This is a genomic window from Pantoea sp. DY-17, from assembly GCF_019795975.1.
GTDB classification, from domain to species: Bacteria; Pseudomonadota; Gammaproteobacteria; order Enterobacterales; family Enterobacteriaceae; genus Pantoea; species Pantoea leporis.
On record NZ_JAIMIG010000001.1, the window covers coordinates 1,972,715 to 1,987,999 of the forward strand.

The window sequence follows — 15,285 nt, forward strand, 5'->3', positions numbered from 1 at the left end:
ACGCCTGCTGCGTTTTCACATCCACGCTCAAGCCGCTAAGTGACGAATATCACACTAAAAATTGATCCACAGCAAAATTGAACGTTATGTTTAAGTCGAACCGCTAAGATTTTGTTAAGCAGATCTGATTTTATCGATCAAATCAGAAATATTTAAAAAACAATATTGCAACAAATACACAGGTCGGACCTATACTCGTCGCACTGGTCTGATATGTGGTTTTGCCATCAGTCCCTACAATTCGCCGCTCTTTGTTACGCGACGTAACAACGTTAAATAATAAATCTGGATGAGGTTGTGGTCATGAACCATAAAAACCTGTTTGCAAAGTCAGCTGTGGCAGCTGCAGTAACGCTCGTCTGTTCTCATGTTTACGCCGCGGGCTTTCAACTGAATGAATTCTCAGCAATTGGTTTAGGTCGTGCATATTCCGGCGAAGGTGCGATGGGTGATACCGCCGCCTCTGCCAGCCGTAACCCGGCAACCATGGCATTAATGGATCGCCCTTCTTTCTCTATCGGCGCGGTTTATATTGATCCCGAAGTGGATATTAGCGGTCAGAGCCCGACAGGTCGCAGCCTCGATGCCAAAAATATCGCCCCAAATCAGTGGATCCCTAATCTTCACTATGTGCACCCAATTAACGATCAGTGGTGGATTGGTGCATCTGCGACCTCAAACTATGGTTTAGCAACCGAATTTAATGACGGCTATACCGCAGGTGGTTATGGCGGCAAAACCGACCTGATGACCGGTAATTTTAATATCAGCACCGCTTATCGACTGAATGAGAATTTCAGCTTCGGTATCGGCTTTGATGCGGTCTACGCAAAAGCGAAAATTGAGCGCTATGCCGGTGAAGCAGGTGCCGTGGCAGGATTGCCAGCCGATACCCAGATTGCGCATTTAAAAGGTGATGAATGGGGCTACGGCTGGAACGCCGGCATCCTGTACGAAGTGGATAAAAATAACCGCTTTGGCTTTACCTACCGCTCAGAAGTAAAAGTCGACTTTGACGGCGACTACAAGAGCAACATCCCCACCGCCTTTAACGGTACACCGCAGGCACTGGCTTTAGGCCTGCCTTACGGCACCAGCGGCACCACAATTCCGGGTTCTCTGACTTTGAATCTGCCAGAGATGTGGGAAGTGTCAGGCTGGCATAAAGTGGCGCCGCAATGGGCAGTTCACTATAGCCTGACTTATACCAGCTGGAGTCAATTCCAGGAGTTGAAAGCCACCGGCAGCAATGGCCAGACGCTGTTCTATAAGGATGAAAGTTTCCACGATGCCTACCGTATCGCGTTGGGTACCACTTACTTCTACGACGATAACTGGACCTTCCGTACCGGTATCGCCTTTGATGACAGCCCGGTTCCAGCCGACAAGCGTTCTATCTCTATCCCGGATCAGGATCGTCTGTGGCTGAGTGCCGGTGCGTCTTACGCCTTCAATGAGGATGCTTCTGTCGACTTGGGTATTTCTTACATGCACGGTCAGAAAGTCACCGTGAAAGAAGGCCCGTATACCTTTAACTCTGAAGGTAAAGCCTGGCTGTACGGCGCGAACTTTAACTACAAGTTCTGATACGTAGCTTGATAAAAAAAGGCGACTCATTGAGTCGCCTTTTTGTTTTATTCAGAATCAATATCTTTCAGATCGTCCTGAATCGCACTGGCGTTCGGATTATCTTCCGGCTTCAGCTTACCGCCGTTGGCAATAAAGTCATGTCGCTGGAAGTAGGCATTACGAATAAAGGCGTACGGATCTTGCTGCTGACGCAAAATGGCGTCCGAATCCAGCAACTGCGCACGGGTTTCAATCCCTTCCAGCGTCCATTTACCTACCGAGATCGGCCAGCTCAACCAGCTTAAGACCGGATAGAGCGTATCAACGAAGTCACCGCCATCTTCACGGATGGTGAAGCTACCGTAGGCCGGCAATTCAACATACGGGCCGTAACCGACGCCATAACGTCCCAGCGTGCTACCAAAGCGATGCGGCACTTCACGCGCCAGTGCCGGATTGGCTTTGCCCGCCACGTCGATAAAGCCACCCAGCCCTAACACGGTGTTCAGGAAGAAGCGGGTGAAGTGGATGCCTGCCTGGCGCGGTTCACCCACCAGAATGGCGTTGACCATGCTGGCGGGCTCTTCAACGTTGGATAACACATTACTGATGCCGCTACGTGCCGGCACCGGCACATAATCGCGCCAGGCGACTGCCACCGGACGCAGAACATACGGATCCAGCACGTTGTAGTTGAAGTTAAACATCGTGCGGTTAAAGCCTTCCAGCGGATCGCTGCGCTGCGCAGGTTCCGTATTTTCAGCCGGTTTTGAGCTGGCACAACCCACCAGCAGTAAGCTGGCTAGCGCCAAACCGGTCAGGCGGTTATTCATTCTTCTCTCCCTGTGCGGATCAGTAAGGTATCGCTTCAGGGCTGCTGTTGATTAATTTCCACAGCCAGTTGCTGATGACCATCCCAAGGTGTGACCGCGCTTAAACCCAACCAGTCGCCAGACTGTGGATTGGCACTGCCATCGCGCGAAATGCGCACCCTGACTTGCACCTGATGCTGTGCCGAAAGCAGGCGATCGGGCATCATGGCATTGCTGTCATCGAGCGTGAGCGATAACGGGAAGTGGCTCAGCGGTAAACGCTTCACAGCCACAGGCACCGGTGAAACACCGTCAGACACAGAAATATACAACACTCCGCCTTGCGGTAACATTTTTTCTGCCTGCGGCGTCAAACTCACCGTCAATGCCAGGCTGCTATTTTGCTGTCCCGCGTCGGTTTTCGCTTGTTCAATGCTGCGCTCGATCATGGTGATGCGACGATCGCCTGCCGGTAACAGTTTCAACATCACCTGCCATGCACCAATCGCCTCATTGTACTGCTGCTGCTCAAAGGCATTAAACGCCAGCAGACTCAGCGTGCGCACATCGCTGTGATCGCGTTTAAGCAGCGCTTTCAGCAACACGTTGGCCTGACGGTTATCCTGCGGATCGCTGGAGCGCGTCAGCACTTCGGCATAATCCTGCTGCAGTTCGATGTTGTCTGGCGCCAGCTGTAGCGCATGTTCAAATGCCTGGCTGGCATCGGTGGCGTTATTCAGCACCATGCCTAAGCGGCCCAACATCGCCCAATCGTTGAGGTTCGTTGCGTCGTGCTGCAGCGAGCTGCGCAGACCCAGCTGCAGACGCGCCAGCTCTTCCATGGTTAGCGGCTGAGCTTTAGGATCCATCACGCGCGCGCGTAACGCAGGATACTCCTGCTGTACGCTGACAAACGCGGTTTGCTGCGTAAGTCCGCCGGTTTTCAGATACATGCCAACCGATACCACCAGCAGCACAATCACGCCCGGCAGCAACACCCAGCGGCTGCTGCGATGAATGGTCGCGGCATCCTGCTGCGGCACATCGGTTAACAGCGTTTGTTGCAGTTCGCGCACCATTTCCGGGCGCTCAGCCACCACGCCCTCTTCTTCATCACGCTCCAGCTCGCGTAGGCGTTGCTGATAGAAATCGGTGTTGAGACGATCGCGATCGCCACTGCTAGCCTCGCGCTGACGCCAGCCGGCACGCAGAAACAGCGCGATAGCCGCCAGCAGTAAGATAATCAGGGTAATCCAGAATCCAGTCATTACGGCTTCCCGTCACGCTTGAGTAACGCCGCAAGGCGCTGTTGTTCACTGTCGTCGAGTTCGCTACGCGCTTTGCCACGACGATTACGCAGAATAATGATCAGCGCGCCCAGCACCACAAACAGCGCTGGCCCCACCCACAAAATCAGCGTAGAAGGCGTTACCGGCGGCTCATACGTCACGAAATTACCGTAACGCGCCACCATGTAATCAATGATCTGCTGGCGGCTTTCGCCCTGCTTCATCAACTCGTAGACTTTAAGACGCATATCCGACGCGATCATCGCATTGGAATCGGCAATGCTGTTGTTCTGGCATTTCGGGCAACGCAGCGATGCGGTGAGATCGCGGTATTGTTCTTCCTGCTGCACCGAATCGAACTGATAAGTATCAATCGCCGCCCATAGGCTGGTGCTGAGCAGAATGCCCGCTAACAATAGAAGCAGCCGTTTCATACGCCCGCCTCCTTGTTGTATTTGTCCCACAGCGGTTTCACTTCTTCGAGCCAGACGCGATCGTTCATGTCGCCTGCGTGGCGATAACGAATGATCCCTTTGCCGTCGATCAGGAAGGTTTCCGGTGCGCCGTAAACGCCGAGATCGAGACCGAGCATCCCGTTGCCGTCATACAGGCTGAGCGCATAAGGATTGCCCAGCGTGTTCAGCCAGGTCACCGCTTTGGTGCGATCGTCTTTATAGTTGAGGCCAACCACGCGAATGCCTTTTTCCGCCAGCGTGTTGAGGTATTGATGCTCCGCGCGGCAGGTTGGGCACCAGGTTGCCCAGACGTTGAGCAGAATCGGTTTGCCGTCGGTCAGCACCTGCTGATCGTAGATTTTGCCGGGCTGATCCAGCGCTTCCAGTTTGAATACGGGTACCGGTTTGCCGATCAACGCTGATTCGAGACGCGTTGGATCATCGCCGTTGGCGTTGCGCGACAGCTGCCACAGCAGCGCCGCGGCCAGCAGCAAAAACAGAACTAACGGGATAAACAGGATTTTTTTGTTCATGCCAGCTCCTCGCGCTGCTCTTTTTTGCGTGAGCGATAGCGCGGATCGAACAGGCAGAACAAGCCGCCCACCGCCATAAACACGCCGCCGTACCAGATCCAGCGCACAAACGGTTTGTAGTAAATCCGCACCGCCCACGAACCGTCATCCAGCTCTTCGCCCAGCGCCGCATACAGATCGCGGGTGAAACCGCCGCTGATCGCCGCTTCGGTCATCATGGTGCGCGCGGCTGCATAGAAGCGTTTTTCCGCCTGCATCACCGCCTCCAGCTTGCCGTTGCGCGTCACTTCAATCACCGCCACGCCGCCGCTGTAGTTCGGCCCTTGCAGGTTGCGCACGCCGTGGAAGGTAAAGTGATAATTGTGAATATCTACGGTATCGCCCGCCTTCATGCGCACATCACGCTCAACGCTGTATTGGGTGCTAAAGGCGATACCGACCACGGTCACCGCCACGCCTAAATGCCCCAGCACCATGCCCCAATGGCTGCGCGATAGATGTCGTAAACCTTTGAAGAAAGAGTGGCGATGGGTGGCGCGCTCGTGCAGTTCCATCAACGTCAACATAATCACCCAGATCGACATCAGCAGGCCGATAACCGTCATCGCCTCAATGCGATCCTGCAGCAGCCACGGCAGGGCGATCGACAGAATCAGCGTCACTAACAGGCCCACGCCAAGGCGTTTCCACAGTTTCTGTGGTTGGTCACGACGCCAGCGCACCAGCGGACCGATACCGAGCATCAGCGCGAACGGTGCCATCAGCCAGGTAAACATGGTGTTGAAGAACGGCTCGCCCACCGAGATGCTGCCGAGACCGAGCTGTTTATGCACCAGCGGCAGCAGCGTACCGAGTAATACCACCAGCATCGCGGCGATCAGCAGCACGTTATTACCCAGCAGGAAGGATTCGCGTGACCAGGCTTCGCTCTGTACGCGGCTGCGCACCTGACCACCTTTCAGCGCGTACAGCAGCAGCGAACTGCCAATCACAATCACCAGGAAGGCGAGAATAAACATGCCGCGCGCCGGATCGGAGGCGAACGAGTGCACGGAAACCAGCACGCCGGAGCGCACGAGGAAAGTGCCAAGCAGGCTTAACGAGAACGCGGTGATCGCCAGTAACACCGTCCACGACTTGAAGCTGCCGCGCTTTTCCGTCACCGCCAGCGAGTGCATCAGCGCTGTTCCGGCCAGCCACGGCATAAAGGAGGCGTTTTCGACCGGGTCCCAGAACCACCAGCCGCCCCAGCCGAGTTCGTAATAAGCCCACGCCGAACCGAGCACGATACCGATAGTCAGGAACACCCACGCGGCGGTGGTCCACGGACGTGACCAGCGCGCCCATGCGGTATCCAGACGTCCGGCCATCAGCGAGGCAATGGCAAACGCAAAGGCCACCGAGAAGCCGACATAACCCATGTACAGCAGCGGCGGATGGAAGATCAGCCCGATATCCTGCAGCATCGGGTTGAGATCGCGCCCGTCAATCGGGAAGTTTGGTAAGGTGCGGGTAAATGGATTCGAGGTGAGAATGATAAACAGCAGGAAACCAAGGTTAATCATGCCCATCACCGCCAGCACGCGTGCTAGCGCATCCTGCGGCATCCCGCGACTGAAGATCGCCACCGCCAGCGTCCAGGTGCTGAGCAACAGCACCCACAACAGCAGTGAACCTTCGTGCGCACCCCAGGTTGCCGCGATGCGATAATAGACCGGCAGCAAGGTGTTGGAGTTGGTGGCGACATAGCCAACCGTAAAGTCATTCACCACAAAGGCGTGCACCAACACCACAAAAGAGGCGGCGACACAGATAAACATGCCCCAGGTCAACGGGCGCGCCATGGCCATCAAACGCGCATCCTGCCGCGCAGCGCCCCACAACGGATAGACGCTCAACAGGAGCGCTAAAGCCAGCGCCAGACACAGCAGAAAGCTACCAATTTCCGGCATCATGATTGCGCACCCGACTGCTGATACGCTGCCGCAGGTCCTGTGTGATTCTTCTTCATGGCATCTTCAATTTCGGGAGGCGTATATTTTTCATCGTGTTTCGCCAGCACTTCTTTGGCGTTCACCAGATTGCCCTCTTCCAGCACGCCTTGCGCTACCACGCCCTGCCCTTCACGGAACAGGTCCGGCAGAATGCCTTCATAGGTAACACTGACCACGCCGTTGGCGTCATACAGTTTGAAAGAGACGGCGAGGGTTTTCGGATCGCGCTTTACGCTGCCCGGCATCACCATGCCGCCAATGCGCAAGCGCTGGCCTGGCTCAGGCTTCTGATGATCTTCACCTTTGCCGTTGATAATTTCACTCGGGGTATAAAACAGGTCGATGTTGGAACGCAGCGCGTACATCACCAGCGCAGTCGCCAGGCCAAGCCCGATCAACACCGCGATCGCCACATAGAGGCGATTACGACGACGGATATTCACACGGATTCTCCCGCTGCTCCACTGGCAGCTTTTTTCGATTTAGCCGCGCGAATGCGGCGCTCCCTGGACTGACTCTGGCGAATTTCCGCCAGCAAACGGCGGCGGAACAGCACGGTGTGCAGCACCAGACCGAATAACGGGATCAACGTGAGGATAACGGCGAGCCAGACGTAAAAGGCATAGCCGCCCATGGCGAAGAAATCGCTCCACGATGCAAAGGCTGGCGTCATGATTTGCTTCCTCCCTGCGCCACATCAATCGCCCACGGACGATGACGCTCGGTGAATAGAATCAAATTGCGCAGGCGCATTAAGGTCAGCGCACCAAACACCAGCAGGTAACCGAGAATGGACCAGCGCAGCGGTGTGCGCATGCTTGGATCGATAGCCTGCTGCAGAATGCCTGATGAGCCCTGATGCAGCGTGTTCCACCATTGCACCGAGAAGTGAATGATCGGCAGATTAACTACGCCAACCAGAATCAAAATGCCGGCGGCGCGCCCGGCGGTGCGGCGGTCTTCAAAGGAGTGATACAGCGCGATAACGCCCATATAGAGGAACAGCAGCACCAGCTCAGATGTCAGGCGTGCATCCCAGATCCACCAGGTTCCCCACATCGGTTTACCCCAGGCGGAGCCGGTAATCAGCGCGATAAAGGTGAACACCGCGCCAATCGGCGCCATCGCCGCCGAGACCAGATCGGCCATCTTCATCTGCCACACCAGGCCGATAAACGCCGCGATTGCCATTGACGCGTACACGCCCATCGACCACATCGCTGCAGGCACGTGAATGTACATAATCCGGAAGCTGTTGCCCTGCTGATAATCCGCCGGTGCAAAGCCGAAGCCCCAGACCCAGCCGAGTAACAGCGTGCCAACACCCAGCACCGCGAACCACGGAATCAAGCGACCGCATAGCTGGTAAAGCCGCTCAGGCTTTGCCCACTGGTGTAACCATTTCCACATTTTGCATAGCTCACAATAAAGAGAATTCAGGTTTCGACCGCTCTGGGGCGGCACGAATTAATGCAGACTGATACGCAAGGCCGCTGCCGTCGCGAACGGCGACAGCGTTGCGCTTACCGCCAGCATCGCGCCAAGAATCGCCAGATAACCCCCGATCGGCAATCCCATTCCGGCGGCATCAATCGCCGCGCTGGCAAATATCAAAACCGGTATCGACAACGGCAATACCAGCAAACTCAGTAATACGCCGCCGCGCCGCAACCCAACGGTTAATCCGGTCCCAATCGCGCCGAGAAAACTCAGCGTTGGCGTGCCAAGTAATAACGTCAATGCCATCGCGCGCCAGCCGGCAAAATCCAGCGACAGCAACAATGCCGCCAGCGGCGACAATAAAATCAGCGGTAGCCCGGTAATCAGCCAGTGCGCAATCACTTTGCCCAGCACCGTGATCGGTAGCGGCGTCGGCAACAGAAGTAGTTGCTCAAGCGAACCATCAAGAAAATCGTCACGAAACAGCCGTTCCAGCGCCAGCAATGAGGCCAGTAACGCGGCAACCCACGCCACGCCCGGCGCAATCCGCGCCAGCTGCTGTGGCTCCGGTCCGATACCTAACGGAAACAGCGTGATAACAATCAGGAAAAACCACAGCGGATTGATCACTTCCCCGCCGCTACGAAAGGCGATTTTTAATTCACGCTGAATGACCCTGCCTAACATCAAGCCCACTCCGAAGTAAGACGAATTTTACGCACGCGCGCGCTGTGATCGGGCAGATCCTGATGCGTGGTCAGAATCACCGCTCCGCCGTTATCGGCATGGCTGACGAATCGCGTCATTAATTTTTCCACACCGCCTTTATCAATGGCGGTTAAGGGTTCATCAAGGATCCATATCGACGCTGGGCTAAGCCATAAGCGTGCTAATGCCACGCGCCGCTGCTGTCCGGCGGAGAGTTGTGCCACCGGCACCTCTTCAAAGCCCAGCAGATCGACCTGCTCAAGCGCAGCAAAAATCGCGTCTTCTTTGCTGCTACCGTGCCAGAAATGCAGGTTCTCTAGCGGTGAGAGTACCGATTTCACGCCGGGGTGATGGCCAAGATAGAGCAGATTTTGTTGCCATACTTCGCGCTGTTGACGAAGGGGCTGTGACTGCCACATCACGTCGCCCTCTTCCGCCCGGCTTAATCCGGCCAGCAGGCGCAACAGCGAAGTTTTCCCGGCTCCGTTTGGCCCTTCGATTTGCACAATGTCACCCGGTTGCACGCGGAAGCTCAACCCATGAAACAAGGTTCGCTCATCACGAACGCATGAGAGATTAATGACTTCGAGCATAGAAGGGAGAATCGCGGCAATGAATGAGGCGGGGATAATACCACATTGAATCTGTGGGCCGAAGTCTGTGAGCTGGCTCCCACTTACCCCAAATGGGGTATTCGTGCGCCCCAGATCAACAAATTGCTCAAAAATCCAACTCGGTTAAAATTTCGTTACTCTTAATTTGAATCTTCGTAACAAATCGAACTTGCAAAAACCAGCTACGCTTATGACGCAATGGCATTATCACCTGAGGAAAACATGAAACAATCACCATCGATTTCAAACAGTGACAACGATGTAGAGAGTGATGAGAAGGAGCAAGGCAAGGAGATAGAAGTCGATGAAGATGCCCTGCCCTCGCAGGCTGCGGCGATTCATGAAGAGATACGCCAGGATGGGGAAAAAGAACTCGAACGTGACGGCATGGCGCTGCTCTGGTCCGCGGTTGCGGCGGGACTGTCAATGAGCGCTTCGCTGATGGCGAAAGGCATTTTTCAGGTCCATCTTAAAGGCGTGCCGGGCGCATTTTTACTGGAAAATTTGGGTTATACCTTTGGCTTTGTGATTGTGATTATGGCGCGCCAGCAACTGTTTACCGAGAATACCGTTACCGCCGTTTTGCCAGTGATGCACAAACCGACCGGCAGCAACTTTGCGCTGCTGTTACGGCTCTGGTGCGTGGTGCTACTCGGCAATCTGATTGGCACCGCATTGGGGGCGCTGGCCTTTAATCATATGCCAATATTCGACGATGCGACGCGTCAGGCCTTTACCGCCATCAGTGAAAAAGTGATGGTGAACTCACCAAGCGAAATGTTCGCTAATGCGGTGATATCAGGCTGGATTATCGCCACCATGGTGTGGATGTTCCCGTATGCGGGTGGCGCAAAGATTGTAGTGATTGTGATGATGACCTGGCTGGTGGCGTTAGGTGATTTAGCGCATATCGTGGTCGGTTCGGTCGAGGTGCTATATCTGGTGTTTGCGGGCACGCTGCCGTGGTACGAATTCTTTTGGCCATTTGCCCTGCCTACGCTGCTTGGCAACATCACGGGCGGTACGCTGATATTTGCGTTGATCAGCCATGCGCAGATTCGTAACGATATGAGTGAAGCGGCGAAAGCCAAAGCGCGTGCGGAACAGAAGCGGAAAGAGAAGCAAAAACAGGCGTAAGCCTGGTCTTAAATTGCTGATAGATTGAGCAAACAACCGCTGCATAGTTAAAATCAGGTTCGCGGTGCGCTATACTGCGCGCCCGGCGTCTCCTTAGTTAAATGGATATAACGAGCCCCTCCTAAGGGCTAGTTGCAGGTTCGATTCCTGCAGGGGACACCAGATTTTCATCGTTCTCCCGCTTAAAACAGCCATCTTGCCAGAGCAAGTGTCAGTCCAGCGGTGCTCATTATTCCCGCCACAATCCATTTCGTTTGTTGATTTATCGCCTGATGAAGATCGCTTTTAGTGGCGTAGTTCGATTTGATCACCGCGATATCCGTTTTCATTTCATGAATATCCGCTTCCAGCTTTGATACGCGCTTTTCCATGTTCACTCCTTGATTAGTTATTCACTTAAAACAACCAGCGAGCCAGTGCCAACGTCATGCCCGCAGTACTCAGCATCCCAGCGATTATCCATTTTGTCTGCTTACTTAACTCCTGATGAATTCTCCCAATATCCTGATGCACTTTGCCGATCTCCTGATAAAGATCGCTTTTGGTGACGTAATTCGATTTGATCACCGCGATATCCGTTTTCATTACTGCCATATCGGTTTTGATATCGTCAATATCCGCTTCCAGCTTTGAAACACGCTTTTCCATAATTACGGCCTCTTGTAACTTGTCATAGTAATCAATGTGATAGATTAATATTCCTGCAAAGCATCCTACTCCAAAATCCATGGAAAAAATGCCTCACTGAGTTTGAGAATGCCTAATTGAGAGATGTGTTCAGAAAAAAAAAGGGGTTCTTGCAGCCGATTACAACGTTTTAAAAGTGAGATCGTAATCAGACGTGATCGTGGCGCCATGCCGATGGCGTCACGCCATGCAGCTGACGGAAGCGGTTACTGAAGTGACTTGAGGAGTGAAAACCGCAGCGCAATGCGATTTCTGTTAGCGGTAAACGGCTGAATTTCAGCAGCCGCAGCGCAGCATCCATGCGGCGGCGCATCACATATTGATGCGGGGCCTCGCCAACGCTGCTGCGGAACATGCGGGCAAAATGGTATTCGCTCAGCGCCGCTTCAGCTGCAAGTTGCGCCAGCGTTAATGGCTGATCGAGCTGCGCATCAATATACGCCATGACTCGCCGCAACACGGCGGGCGCCAGTCCGCCACGCACCTGCGGCGCTTGCCATTGCACATCGCTGTAGCGTTGCAGCAGATGCGTCATCAGCAACGTTGATGCGCTGCTGAGCACCAATTGGTTCGCCGGCTGTTGCCAGTCGGTGCTCAGCAAGAAGTGGCGATAAAGTTGGGTGATGCGATCGTCCGCCGCGAAGATCTTTTCATGCAGATTGAGCTGCGACGGACTGCGATCCCAAATCTGCTCGCCCAAATGCCGCAGATGTTCGTCGGTGCAATAGAGATGCACAAACGACAAATCGGCGCGAATATCCCACACCGATTCTACCCCGCTGGGCATCAGGCAAAAGCGATCCGGGCCGCCGCCGTTGCGCCAGCCGTTTTGGGTTTTATGCCAGGTTTCATAGCCGTCTGCGGTATACAGGCTCAGCGTATGATGATCGCTAAGATTGGTGACGCGATCGCCGCTGTTAAACCAGGCCGCCAGCTTAATGCCGCTCGACAACTGCACACTGTCGCGCAGCTGCGCTTTGTGGCGCTGCAGCATGTTGAAGGTCTGGTAATCGGCCATGGTTCATATCACTCGAAGTTCATGAGCGCCCAGTTTACGGATCTCCGCAGACAGAAAACAGGTCACAGCCGGACACAGAAGTAAAAAGCGCAAGATTTTGCAATTGCCGCGCAAAAACGTGCAAGCCGCAGGTTGCTTTTCACGCCACACTGCGGGCCAGATTATGTCGGAGAGTGCGCTATGAATGTGATGTTATACCTTGCCGTGGTGATGATTTGGGGAACCACATGGATTGCCATTTTCCTGCAGCAGGAAGCGGCCGATACGCCCGTTTTGGTGGCGGTATTTTGGCGTTTCTTACTGGCGTCGCTGGTGATGCTGGTGATCCTAAAACTGCTGCGTCGCCTGCGAATGCTGGATAAGCGCGATCATCTGTTTTGTCTGCTGCAGGGCTGCTGCGTGTTTGGCTTCAACTTTGTCTGCTTCTATCATGCTGCCGCGTGGATCAGCAGCGGACTCGAGTCGGTGATATTCTCGATGGCCGTGCTGTATAACGCGCTTAACGGCTGGATCTTCTTCCGTCAGCGCCCATCGTTTCGCCTGGTGCCAGCGGCGGTGCTTGGCCTGGGCGGTATTGTCGCACTGTTCTGGAATGATATTCAGGCGGCGCATCCGGCTCCACAGTTGCTGTGGGGCGTGGGCCTCAGCGCGCTTGGCACGCTGGGCTTCTCTTTCGGCAATATGATTTCGCTGCGCCATCAACGCCGTCAGCGTGATGTGCTGACCACCAACAGCTACGCGATGCTGTATGGCGCTTTGGTGATGGCCGCACTGGCATTAATTAACGGCGATTCGCTGGCGCCAGCGCTGAATATGCAATGGTTAGGCGCGATGAGCTACCTGGTGATATTTGGTTCGGTCGTGGGATTTGGGGCCTACTTCACGCTGGTGGGCCGTATTGGTGCCAGTCAGGCCGCTTACAGTACTTTGCTGTTCCCGCTGGTGGCGCTAACGCTCTCCACGCTTTACGAAGGTTATCACTGGCACAGTAATGCGATTGTCGGATTGGTGATGATTCTGGCGGGGAACATGGTGATGTTTGTACGCTGGCCAACGATGGGCCGATTACGGACTGCATAAATAACGAGAGCGGGCATTGCGCCCGCTCTTTTGTTCCTCTAGCGCCAGCCCTGAACGCCGATATTGAGCTGGTGAGGTTTAGTTATGGCTTTTCTGGCAATCCAGTAAAGCAGGACGCGTTCATCATCTTTGTCGCGGTCGGCCATTGCCAGTAATTTCAACGACAACGTGGATTTATTCACTGGTTGATGCTCATCGCTTAACTCGATCACCGCCTGACCGATAATGCAGCAAACCTCATCCTCATTTGACGCGGATTCATATGTTCGGTCTTTCATATTTCCTCCTTTTGAATGAATTCTAAGCCTGGCAAACATCCACAACTTTGCAGGCGATATGGCGCGATCGATACAAACACTTACAGATGGTTACCCGTAGCAACCGCTACGGCTTAAATGACATCACTTACTGTCATCACAATGCCATTCATACCCGCTTTACTGCATTTCGTTCCACCATCCGGTTCATTCACGCCTCTGCATCCCCCGCACGCGCGAGAGCAATTTATTATCTCCACAGATTCCGCTTTCTCGAGTGAGAGATAAAAATGACAACAGCAACCCCCGCGAATGACCAACGTACCCGCATGCTCACCCTTATCGGCACTATTATCACCCAGTTCGCTTTGGGCTCGGTTTATACCTGGAGCCTGTTTAACGGCCCGCTGGCAAATAAGCTGAATGCGCCGATCAGTGAAGTGGCTTTCTCGTTCGGTTTACTCAGTCTTGGCCTGGCGATTGCGTCATCGCTTGCCGGGAAATTGCAGGAGCGCTTTGGCGTGCGCAACGTCACCATCGGTGCGGGCATGCTGATGGCGGTAGGTTTCTGGCTGACCGCGCATGCCGATAATCTGATGATGCTCTACCTCAGCGCAGGGATTCTGGTGGGATTGGCCGATGGCGCCGGTTATCTGATGACGCTCTCTAACTGCGTGAAGTGGTTCCCGGAGCGCAAAGGGCTCATTTCCGCCTGCTCGATTGGTGCGTACGGTTTGGGTAGCCTCGGCTTTAAATTCATCTGCGGCGCACTGCTGAGCGCACAAGGTCTGGAGAATACCTTCATGATCTGGGGCGTGCTGGCGATGAGCATGATCATTGTCGGCGCGTTGCTGATGCGTGACGCACCGATGCAGAAGAACAGAGGTAATACGCAGCTGGAAGCCAAAGATTACACGCTGGCGCAATCGGTGCGTTTACCGCAGTACTGGATGCTGGCGCTGATGTTCCTCACTGCCTGCATGAGCGGCCTGTACGTGATTGGCGTGGCGAAAGATATCGGTGAAGGCATGGTGCATCTGAGCGCGCAAACCGCCGCCAATGCGGTCACGGTGATTGCGATTGCCAACCTCAGCGGCCGTCTGATTCTTGGCGTGCTCTCGGATAAAATGGCGCGCATCCGCGTGATTACGCTGGCGCAAATCGTCTCGCTGGTGGGCATGAGCATTTTGCTATTCACCCATATGAGTGAATCGACCTTCTTCCTCTCCTTAGCCTGCGTGGCCTTCAGCTTCGGCGGCACCATTACCGTGTTCCCATCGCTGGTCAGCGATTTCTTTGGCCTGAACAACCTGACCAAAAACTATGGTCTGATTTACCTGGGCTTCGGTATCGGCAGCGTGCTGGGTTCGCTGGTTGCTTCCGCCTTTGGCGGCTTCACCGTCACCTTCAGCCTGATTATGACCTTGCTGGTGATTTCGCTGGTGTTGTCGCTGAGCATCCGTCTGCCAAATCGCCAAAACGTGGCAGAACCTTTACTGCATAATTAAGTTCGCTGGGATGCCGCATTAATACGCGGCATCCCATTTCTCCACAATTATTCCACAATAAAACGTTAATTGAGAACCACTATTATTAAGCCTTGCCTTTCGGAGTAATCTCGTTATTATTATCAGGCATTCAGCTTATTCCGATTGGTTTATTTTACCCCGCGACTTTTTTAGCATTTAATTG

The 15,285-nt window shown here is 54.3% G+C and carries 18 protein-coding genes and 1 tRNA gene; 5 read left to right on the forward strand and 14 right to left on the reverse strand.

Annotated elements, in window-relative coordinates; genetic code table 11:
- Nucleotides 1–303 precede the first annotated feature (303 nt).
- The gene (fadL, locus tag K5Y33_RS09215; protein ID WP_101763618.1) at nt 304–1,587 is read left to right on the forward strand and encodes a long-chain fatty acid transporter FadL; all 1,284 of its coding nucleotides are present in this window, start codon (nt 304–306) and stop codon (nt 1,585–1,587) included.
- Between the two features lie 47 nt (nt 1,588–1,634).
- On the opposite strand, the gene mlaA is transcribed toward fadL, so the two are convergent.
- From mlaA to ccmA, 10 genes are read right to left on the reverse strand one after another with little or no spacing between them, the layout of a single operon-like run.
- Nucleotides 1,635–2,402, reverse strand: a complete 768-nt coding sequence (gene mlaA / locus K5Y33_RS09220; RefSeq protein WP_101763617.1) for a phospholipid-binding lipoprotein MlaA — start codon at nt 2,400–2,402, stop codon at nt 1,635–1,637.
- Nucleotides 2,403–2,437: 35 nt separating this feature from the next.
- Nucleotides 2,438–3,649 carry a c-type cytochrome biogenesis protein CcmI gene (ccmI, locus tag K5Y33_RS09225; protein WP_222233751.1) on the reverse strand — a complete coding sequence of 404 codons (1,212 nt, stop codon included), beginning with the start codon at nt 3,647–3,649 and terminating at the stop codon, nt 2,438–2,440.
- Complete coding sequence (locus K5Y33_RS09230; protein WP_101763615.1) at nt 3,649–4,104, reverse strand: cytochrome c-type biogenesis protein; 456 nt, start codon at nt 4,102–4,104, stop codon at nt 3,649–3,651. Before K5Y33_RS09230 ends, ccmI begins: the two co-directional genes overlap by 1 nt.
- Entirely contained in the window at nt 4,101–4,658 is a 558-nt protein-coding gene (locus K5Y33_RS09235) for a DsbE family thiol:disulfide interchange protein (RefSeq protein ID WP_101763614.1), read from the reverse strand. Before K5Y33_RS09235 ends, K5Y33_RS09230 begins: the two co-directional genes overlap by 4 nt.
- Nucleotides 4,655–6,613 carry a heme lyase CcmF/NrfE family subunit gene (locus tag K5Y33_RS09240; protein WP_192233233.1) on the reverse strand — a complete coding sequence of 653 codons (1,959 nt, stop codon included), beginning with the start codon at nt 6,611–6,613 and terminating at the stop codon, nt 4,655–4,657. Before K5Y33_RS09240 ends, K5Y33_RS09235 begins: the two co-directional genes overlap by 4 nt.
- Nucleotides 6,610–7,095, reverse strand: a complete 486-nt coding sequence (ccmE, locus tag K5Y33_RS09245) for a cytochrome c maturation protein CcmE (protein WP_008101293.1) — start codon at nt 7,093–7,095, stop codon at nt 6,610–6,612. The genes K5Y33_RS09240 and ccmE overlap by 4 nt, the downstream gene beginning before the upstream one ends.
- A complete protein-coding gene (gene ccmD, locus K5Y33_RS09250) occupies nt 7,092–7,325 on the reverse strand; it encodes a heme exporter protein CcmD (protein ID WP_222233752.1) in 234 nt (77 codons plus the stop codon). The genes ccmE and ccmD overlap by 4 nt, the downstream gene beginning before the upstream one ends.
- The gene (locus K5Y33_RS09255) at nt 7,322–8,062 is read right to left on the reverse strand and encodes a heme ABC transporter permease (protein ID WP_110866541.1); all 741 of its coding nucleotides are present in this window, start codon (nt 8,060–8,062) and stop codon (nt 7,322–7,324) included. The genes ccmD and K5Y33_RS09255 overlap by 4 nt, the downstream gene beginning before the upstream one ends.
- A gap of 57 nt (nt 8,063–8,119) precedes the next feature.
- A complete protein-coding gene (gene ccmB, locus K5Y33_RS09260) occupies nt 8,120–8,779 on the reverse strand; it encodes a heme exporter protein CcmB (RefSeq protein WP_101763610.1) in 660 nt (219 codons plus the stop codon).
- The gene (gene ccmA / locus K5Y33_RS09265) at nt 8,779–9,393 is read right to left on the reverse strand and encodes a cytochrome c biogenesis heme-transporting ATPase CcmA (protein WP_222233753.1); all 615 of its coding nucleotides are present in this window, start codon (nt 9,391–9,393) and stop codon (nt 8,779–8,781) included. The genes ccmB and ccmA overlap by 1 nt, the downstream gene beginning before the upstream one ends.
- Nucleotides 9,394–9,636: 243 nt before the next feature.
- Between ccmA and K5Y33_RS09270 the strand changes: the two genes are divergently transcribed.
- Both K5Y33_RS09270 and K5Y33_RS09275 read left to right on the forward strand, forming a co-directional pair.
- Nucleotides 9,637–10,551, forward strand: a complete 915-nt coding sequence (locus tag K5Y33_RS09270) for a formate/nitrite transporter family protein (protein ID WP_137386225.1) — start codon at nt 9,637–9,639, stop codon at nt 10,549–10,551.
- A gap of 87 nt (nt 10,552–10,638) precedes the next feature.
- Nucleotides 10,639–10,713: transfer RNA gene (locus tag K5Y33_RS09275), tRNA-Arg, on the forward strand.
- A 20-nt stretch (nt 10,714–10,733) separates the two neighbouring features.
- Here the strand turns inward: K5Y33_RS09275 and K5Y33_RS09280 are convergent.
- The 3 genes from K5Y33_RS09280 to K5Y33_RS09290 form a co-directional block, all read right to left on the reverse strand.
- Nucleotides 10,734–10,922 carry a hypothetical protein gene (locus tag K5Y33_RS09280; protein WP_110866538.1) on the reverse strand — a complete coding sequence of 63 codons (189 nt, stop codon included), beginning with the start codon at nt 10,920–10,922 and terminating at the stop codon, nt 10,734–10,736.
- 25 nt (nt 10,923–10,947) lie between these two features.
- Nucleotides 10,948–11,280 carry a hypothetical protein gene (locus K5Y33_RS09285; RefSeq protein ID WP_255610247.1) on the reverse strand — a complete coding sequence of 111 codons (333 nt, stop codon included), beginning with the start codon at nt 11,278–11,280 and terminating at the stop codon, nt 10,948–10,950.
- A 106-nt stretch (nt 11,281–11,386) separates the two neighbouring features.
- Nucleotides 11,387–12,256, reverse strand: a complete 870-nt coding sequence (locus K5Y33_RS09290) for an AraC family transcriptional regulator (protein ID WP_222233754.1) — start codon at nt 12,254–12,256, stop codon at nt 11,387–11,389.
- Between the two features lie 180 nt (nt 12,257–12,436).
- On the opposite strand from K5Y33_RS09290, the gene K5Y33_RS09295 reads away from it, so the two are divergent.
- The gene (locus K5Y33_RS09295) at nt 12,437–13,336 is read left to right on the forward strand and encodes a DMT family transporter (protein WP_222233755.1); all 900 of its coding nucleotides are present in this window, start codon (nt 12,437–12,439) and stop codon (nt 13,334–13,336) included.
- Nucleotides 13,337–13,374: 38 nt separating this feature from the next.
- Here the strand turns inward: K5Y33_RS09295 and K5Y33_RS09300 are convergent, their stop codons facing one another.
- Nucleotides 13,375–13,614, reverse strand: coding sequence for a hypothetical protein (locus K5Y33_RS09300; RefSeq protein ID WP_008101313.1), 240 nt, complete (start codon nt 13,612–13,614; stop codon nt 13,375–13,377).
- 269 nt (nt 13,615–13,883) lie between these two features.
- Here K5Y33_RS09300 and K5Y33_RS09305 point away from each other — a divergent pair, with 269 nt between their 5' ends.
- Nucleotides 13,884–15,101 carry an MFS transporter gene (locus tag K5Y33_RS09305; protein ID WP_101763604.1) on the forward strand — a complete coding sequence of 406 codons (1,218 nt, stop codon included), beginning with the start codon at nt 13,884–13,886 and terminating at the stop codon, nt 15,099–15,101.
- Nucleotides 15,102–15,285: the final 184 nt, after the last annotated feature.

Coding starts and splice junctions, on each gene's coding strand:
- fadL (WP_101763618.1), top strand. CDS start 304: ATGAACCATAAAAACCTGTTTGCAAAGTCAGCTGTGGCAGCTGCAGTA.
- mlaA (WP_101763617.1), bottom strand. CDS start 2,402: ATGAATAACCGCCTGACCGGTTTGGCGCTAGCCAGCTTACTGCTGGTG.
- ccmI (WP_222233751.1), bottom strand. CDS start 3,649: ATGACTGGATTCTGGATTACCCTGATTATCTTACTGCTGGCGGCTATC.
- K5Y33_RS09230 (WP_101763615.1), bottom strand. CDS start 4,104: ATGAAACGGCTGCTTCTATTGTTAGCGGGCATTCTGCTCAGCACCAGC.
- K5Y33_RS09235 (WP_101763614.1), bottom strand. CDS start 4,658: ATGAACAAAAAAATCCTGTTTATCCCGTTAGTTCTGTTTTTGCTGCTG.
- K5Y33_RS09240 (WP_192233233.1), bottom strand. CDS start 6,613: ATGATGCCGGAAATTGGTAGCTTTCTGCTGTGTCTGGCGCTGGCTTTA.
- ccmD (WP_222233752.1), bottom strand. CDS start 7,325: ATGACGCCAGCCTTTGCATCGTGGAGCGATTTCTTCGCCATGGGCGGC.
- K5Y33_RS09255 (WP_110866541.1), bottom strand. CDS start 8,062: ATGTGGAAATGGTTACACCAGTGGGCAAAGCCTGAGCGGCTTTACCAG.
- ccmB (WP_101763610.1), bottom strand. CDS start 8,779: ATGTTAGGCAGGGTCATTCAGCGTGAATTAAAAATCGCCTTTCGTAGC.
- ccmA (WP_222233753.1), bottom strand. CDS start 9,393: ATGCTCGAAGTCATTAATCTCTCATGCGTTCGTGATGAGCGAACCTTG.
- K5Y33_RS09270 (WP_137386225.1), top strand. CDS start 9,637: ATGAAACAATCACCATCGATTTCAAACAGTGACAACGATGTAGAGAGT.
- K5Y33_RS09280 (WP_110866538.1), bottom strand. CDS start 10,922: ATGGAAAAGCGCGTATCAAAGCTGGAAGCGGATATTCATGAAATGAAA.
- K5Y33_RS09285 (WP_255610247.1), bottom strand. CDS start 11,280: ATGGATTTTGGAGTAGGATGCTTTGCAGGAATATTAATCTATCACATT.
- K5Y33_RS09290 (WP_222233754.1), bottom strand. CDS start 12,256: ATGGCCGATTACCAGACCTTCAACATGCTGCAGCGCCACAAAGCGCAG.
- K5Y33_RS09295 (WP_222233755.1), top strand. CDS start 12,437: ATGAATGTGATGTTATACCTTGCCGTGGTGATGATTTGGGGAACCACA.
- K5Y33_RS09300 (WP_008101313.1), bottom strand. CDS start 13,614: ATGAAAGACCGAACATATGAATCCGCGTCAAATGAGGATGAGGTTTGC.
- K5Y33_RS09305 (WP_101763604.1), top strand. CDS start 13,884: ATGACAACAGCAACCCCCGCGAATGACCAACGTACCCGCATGCTCACC.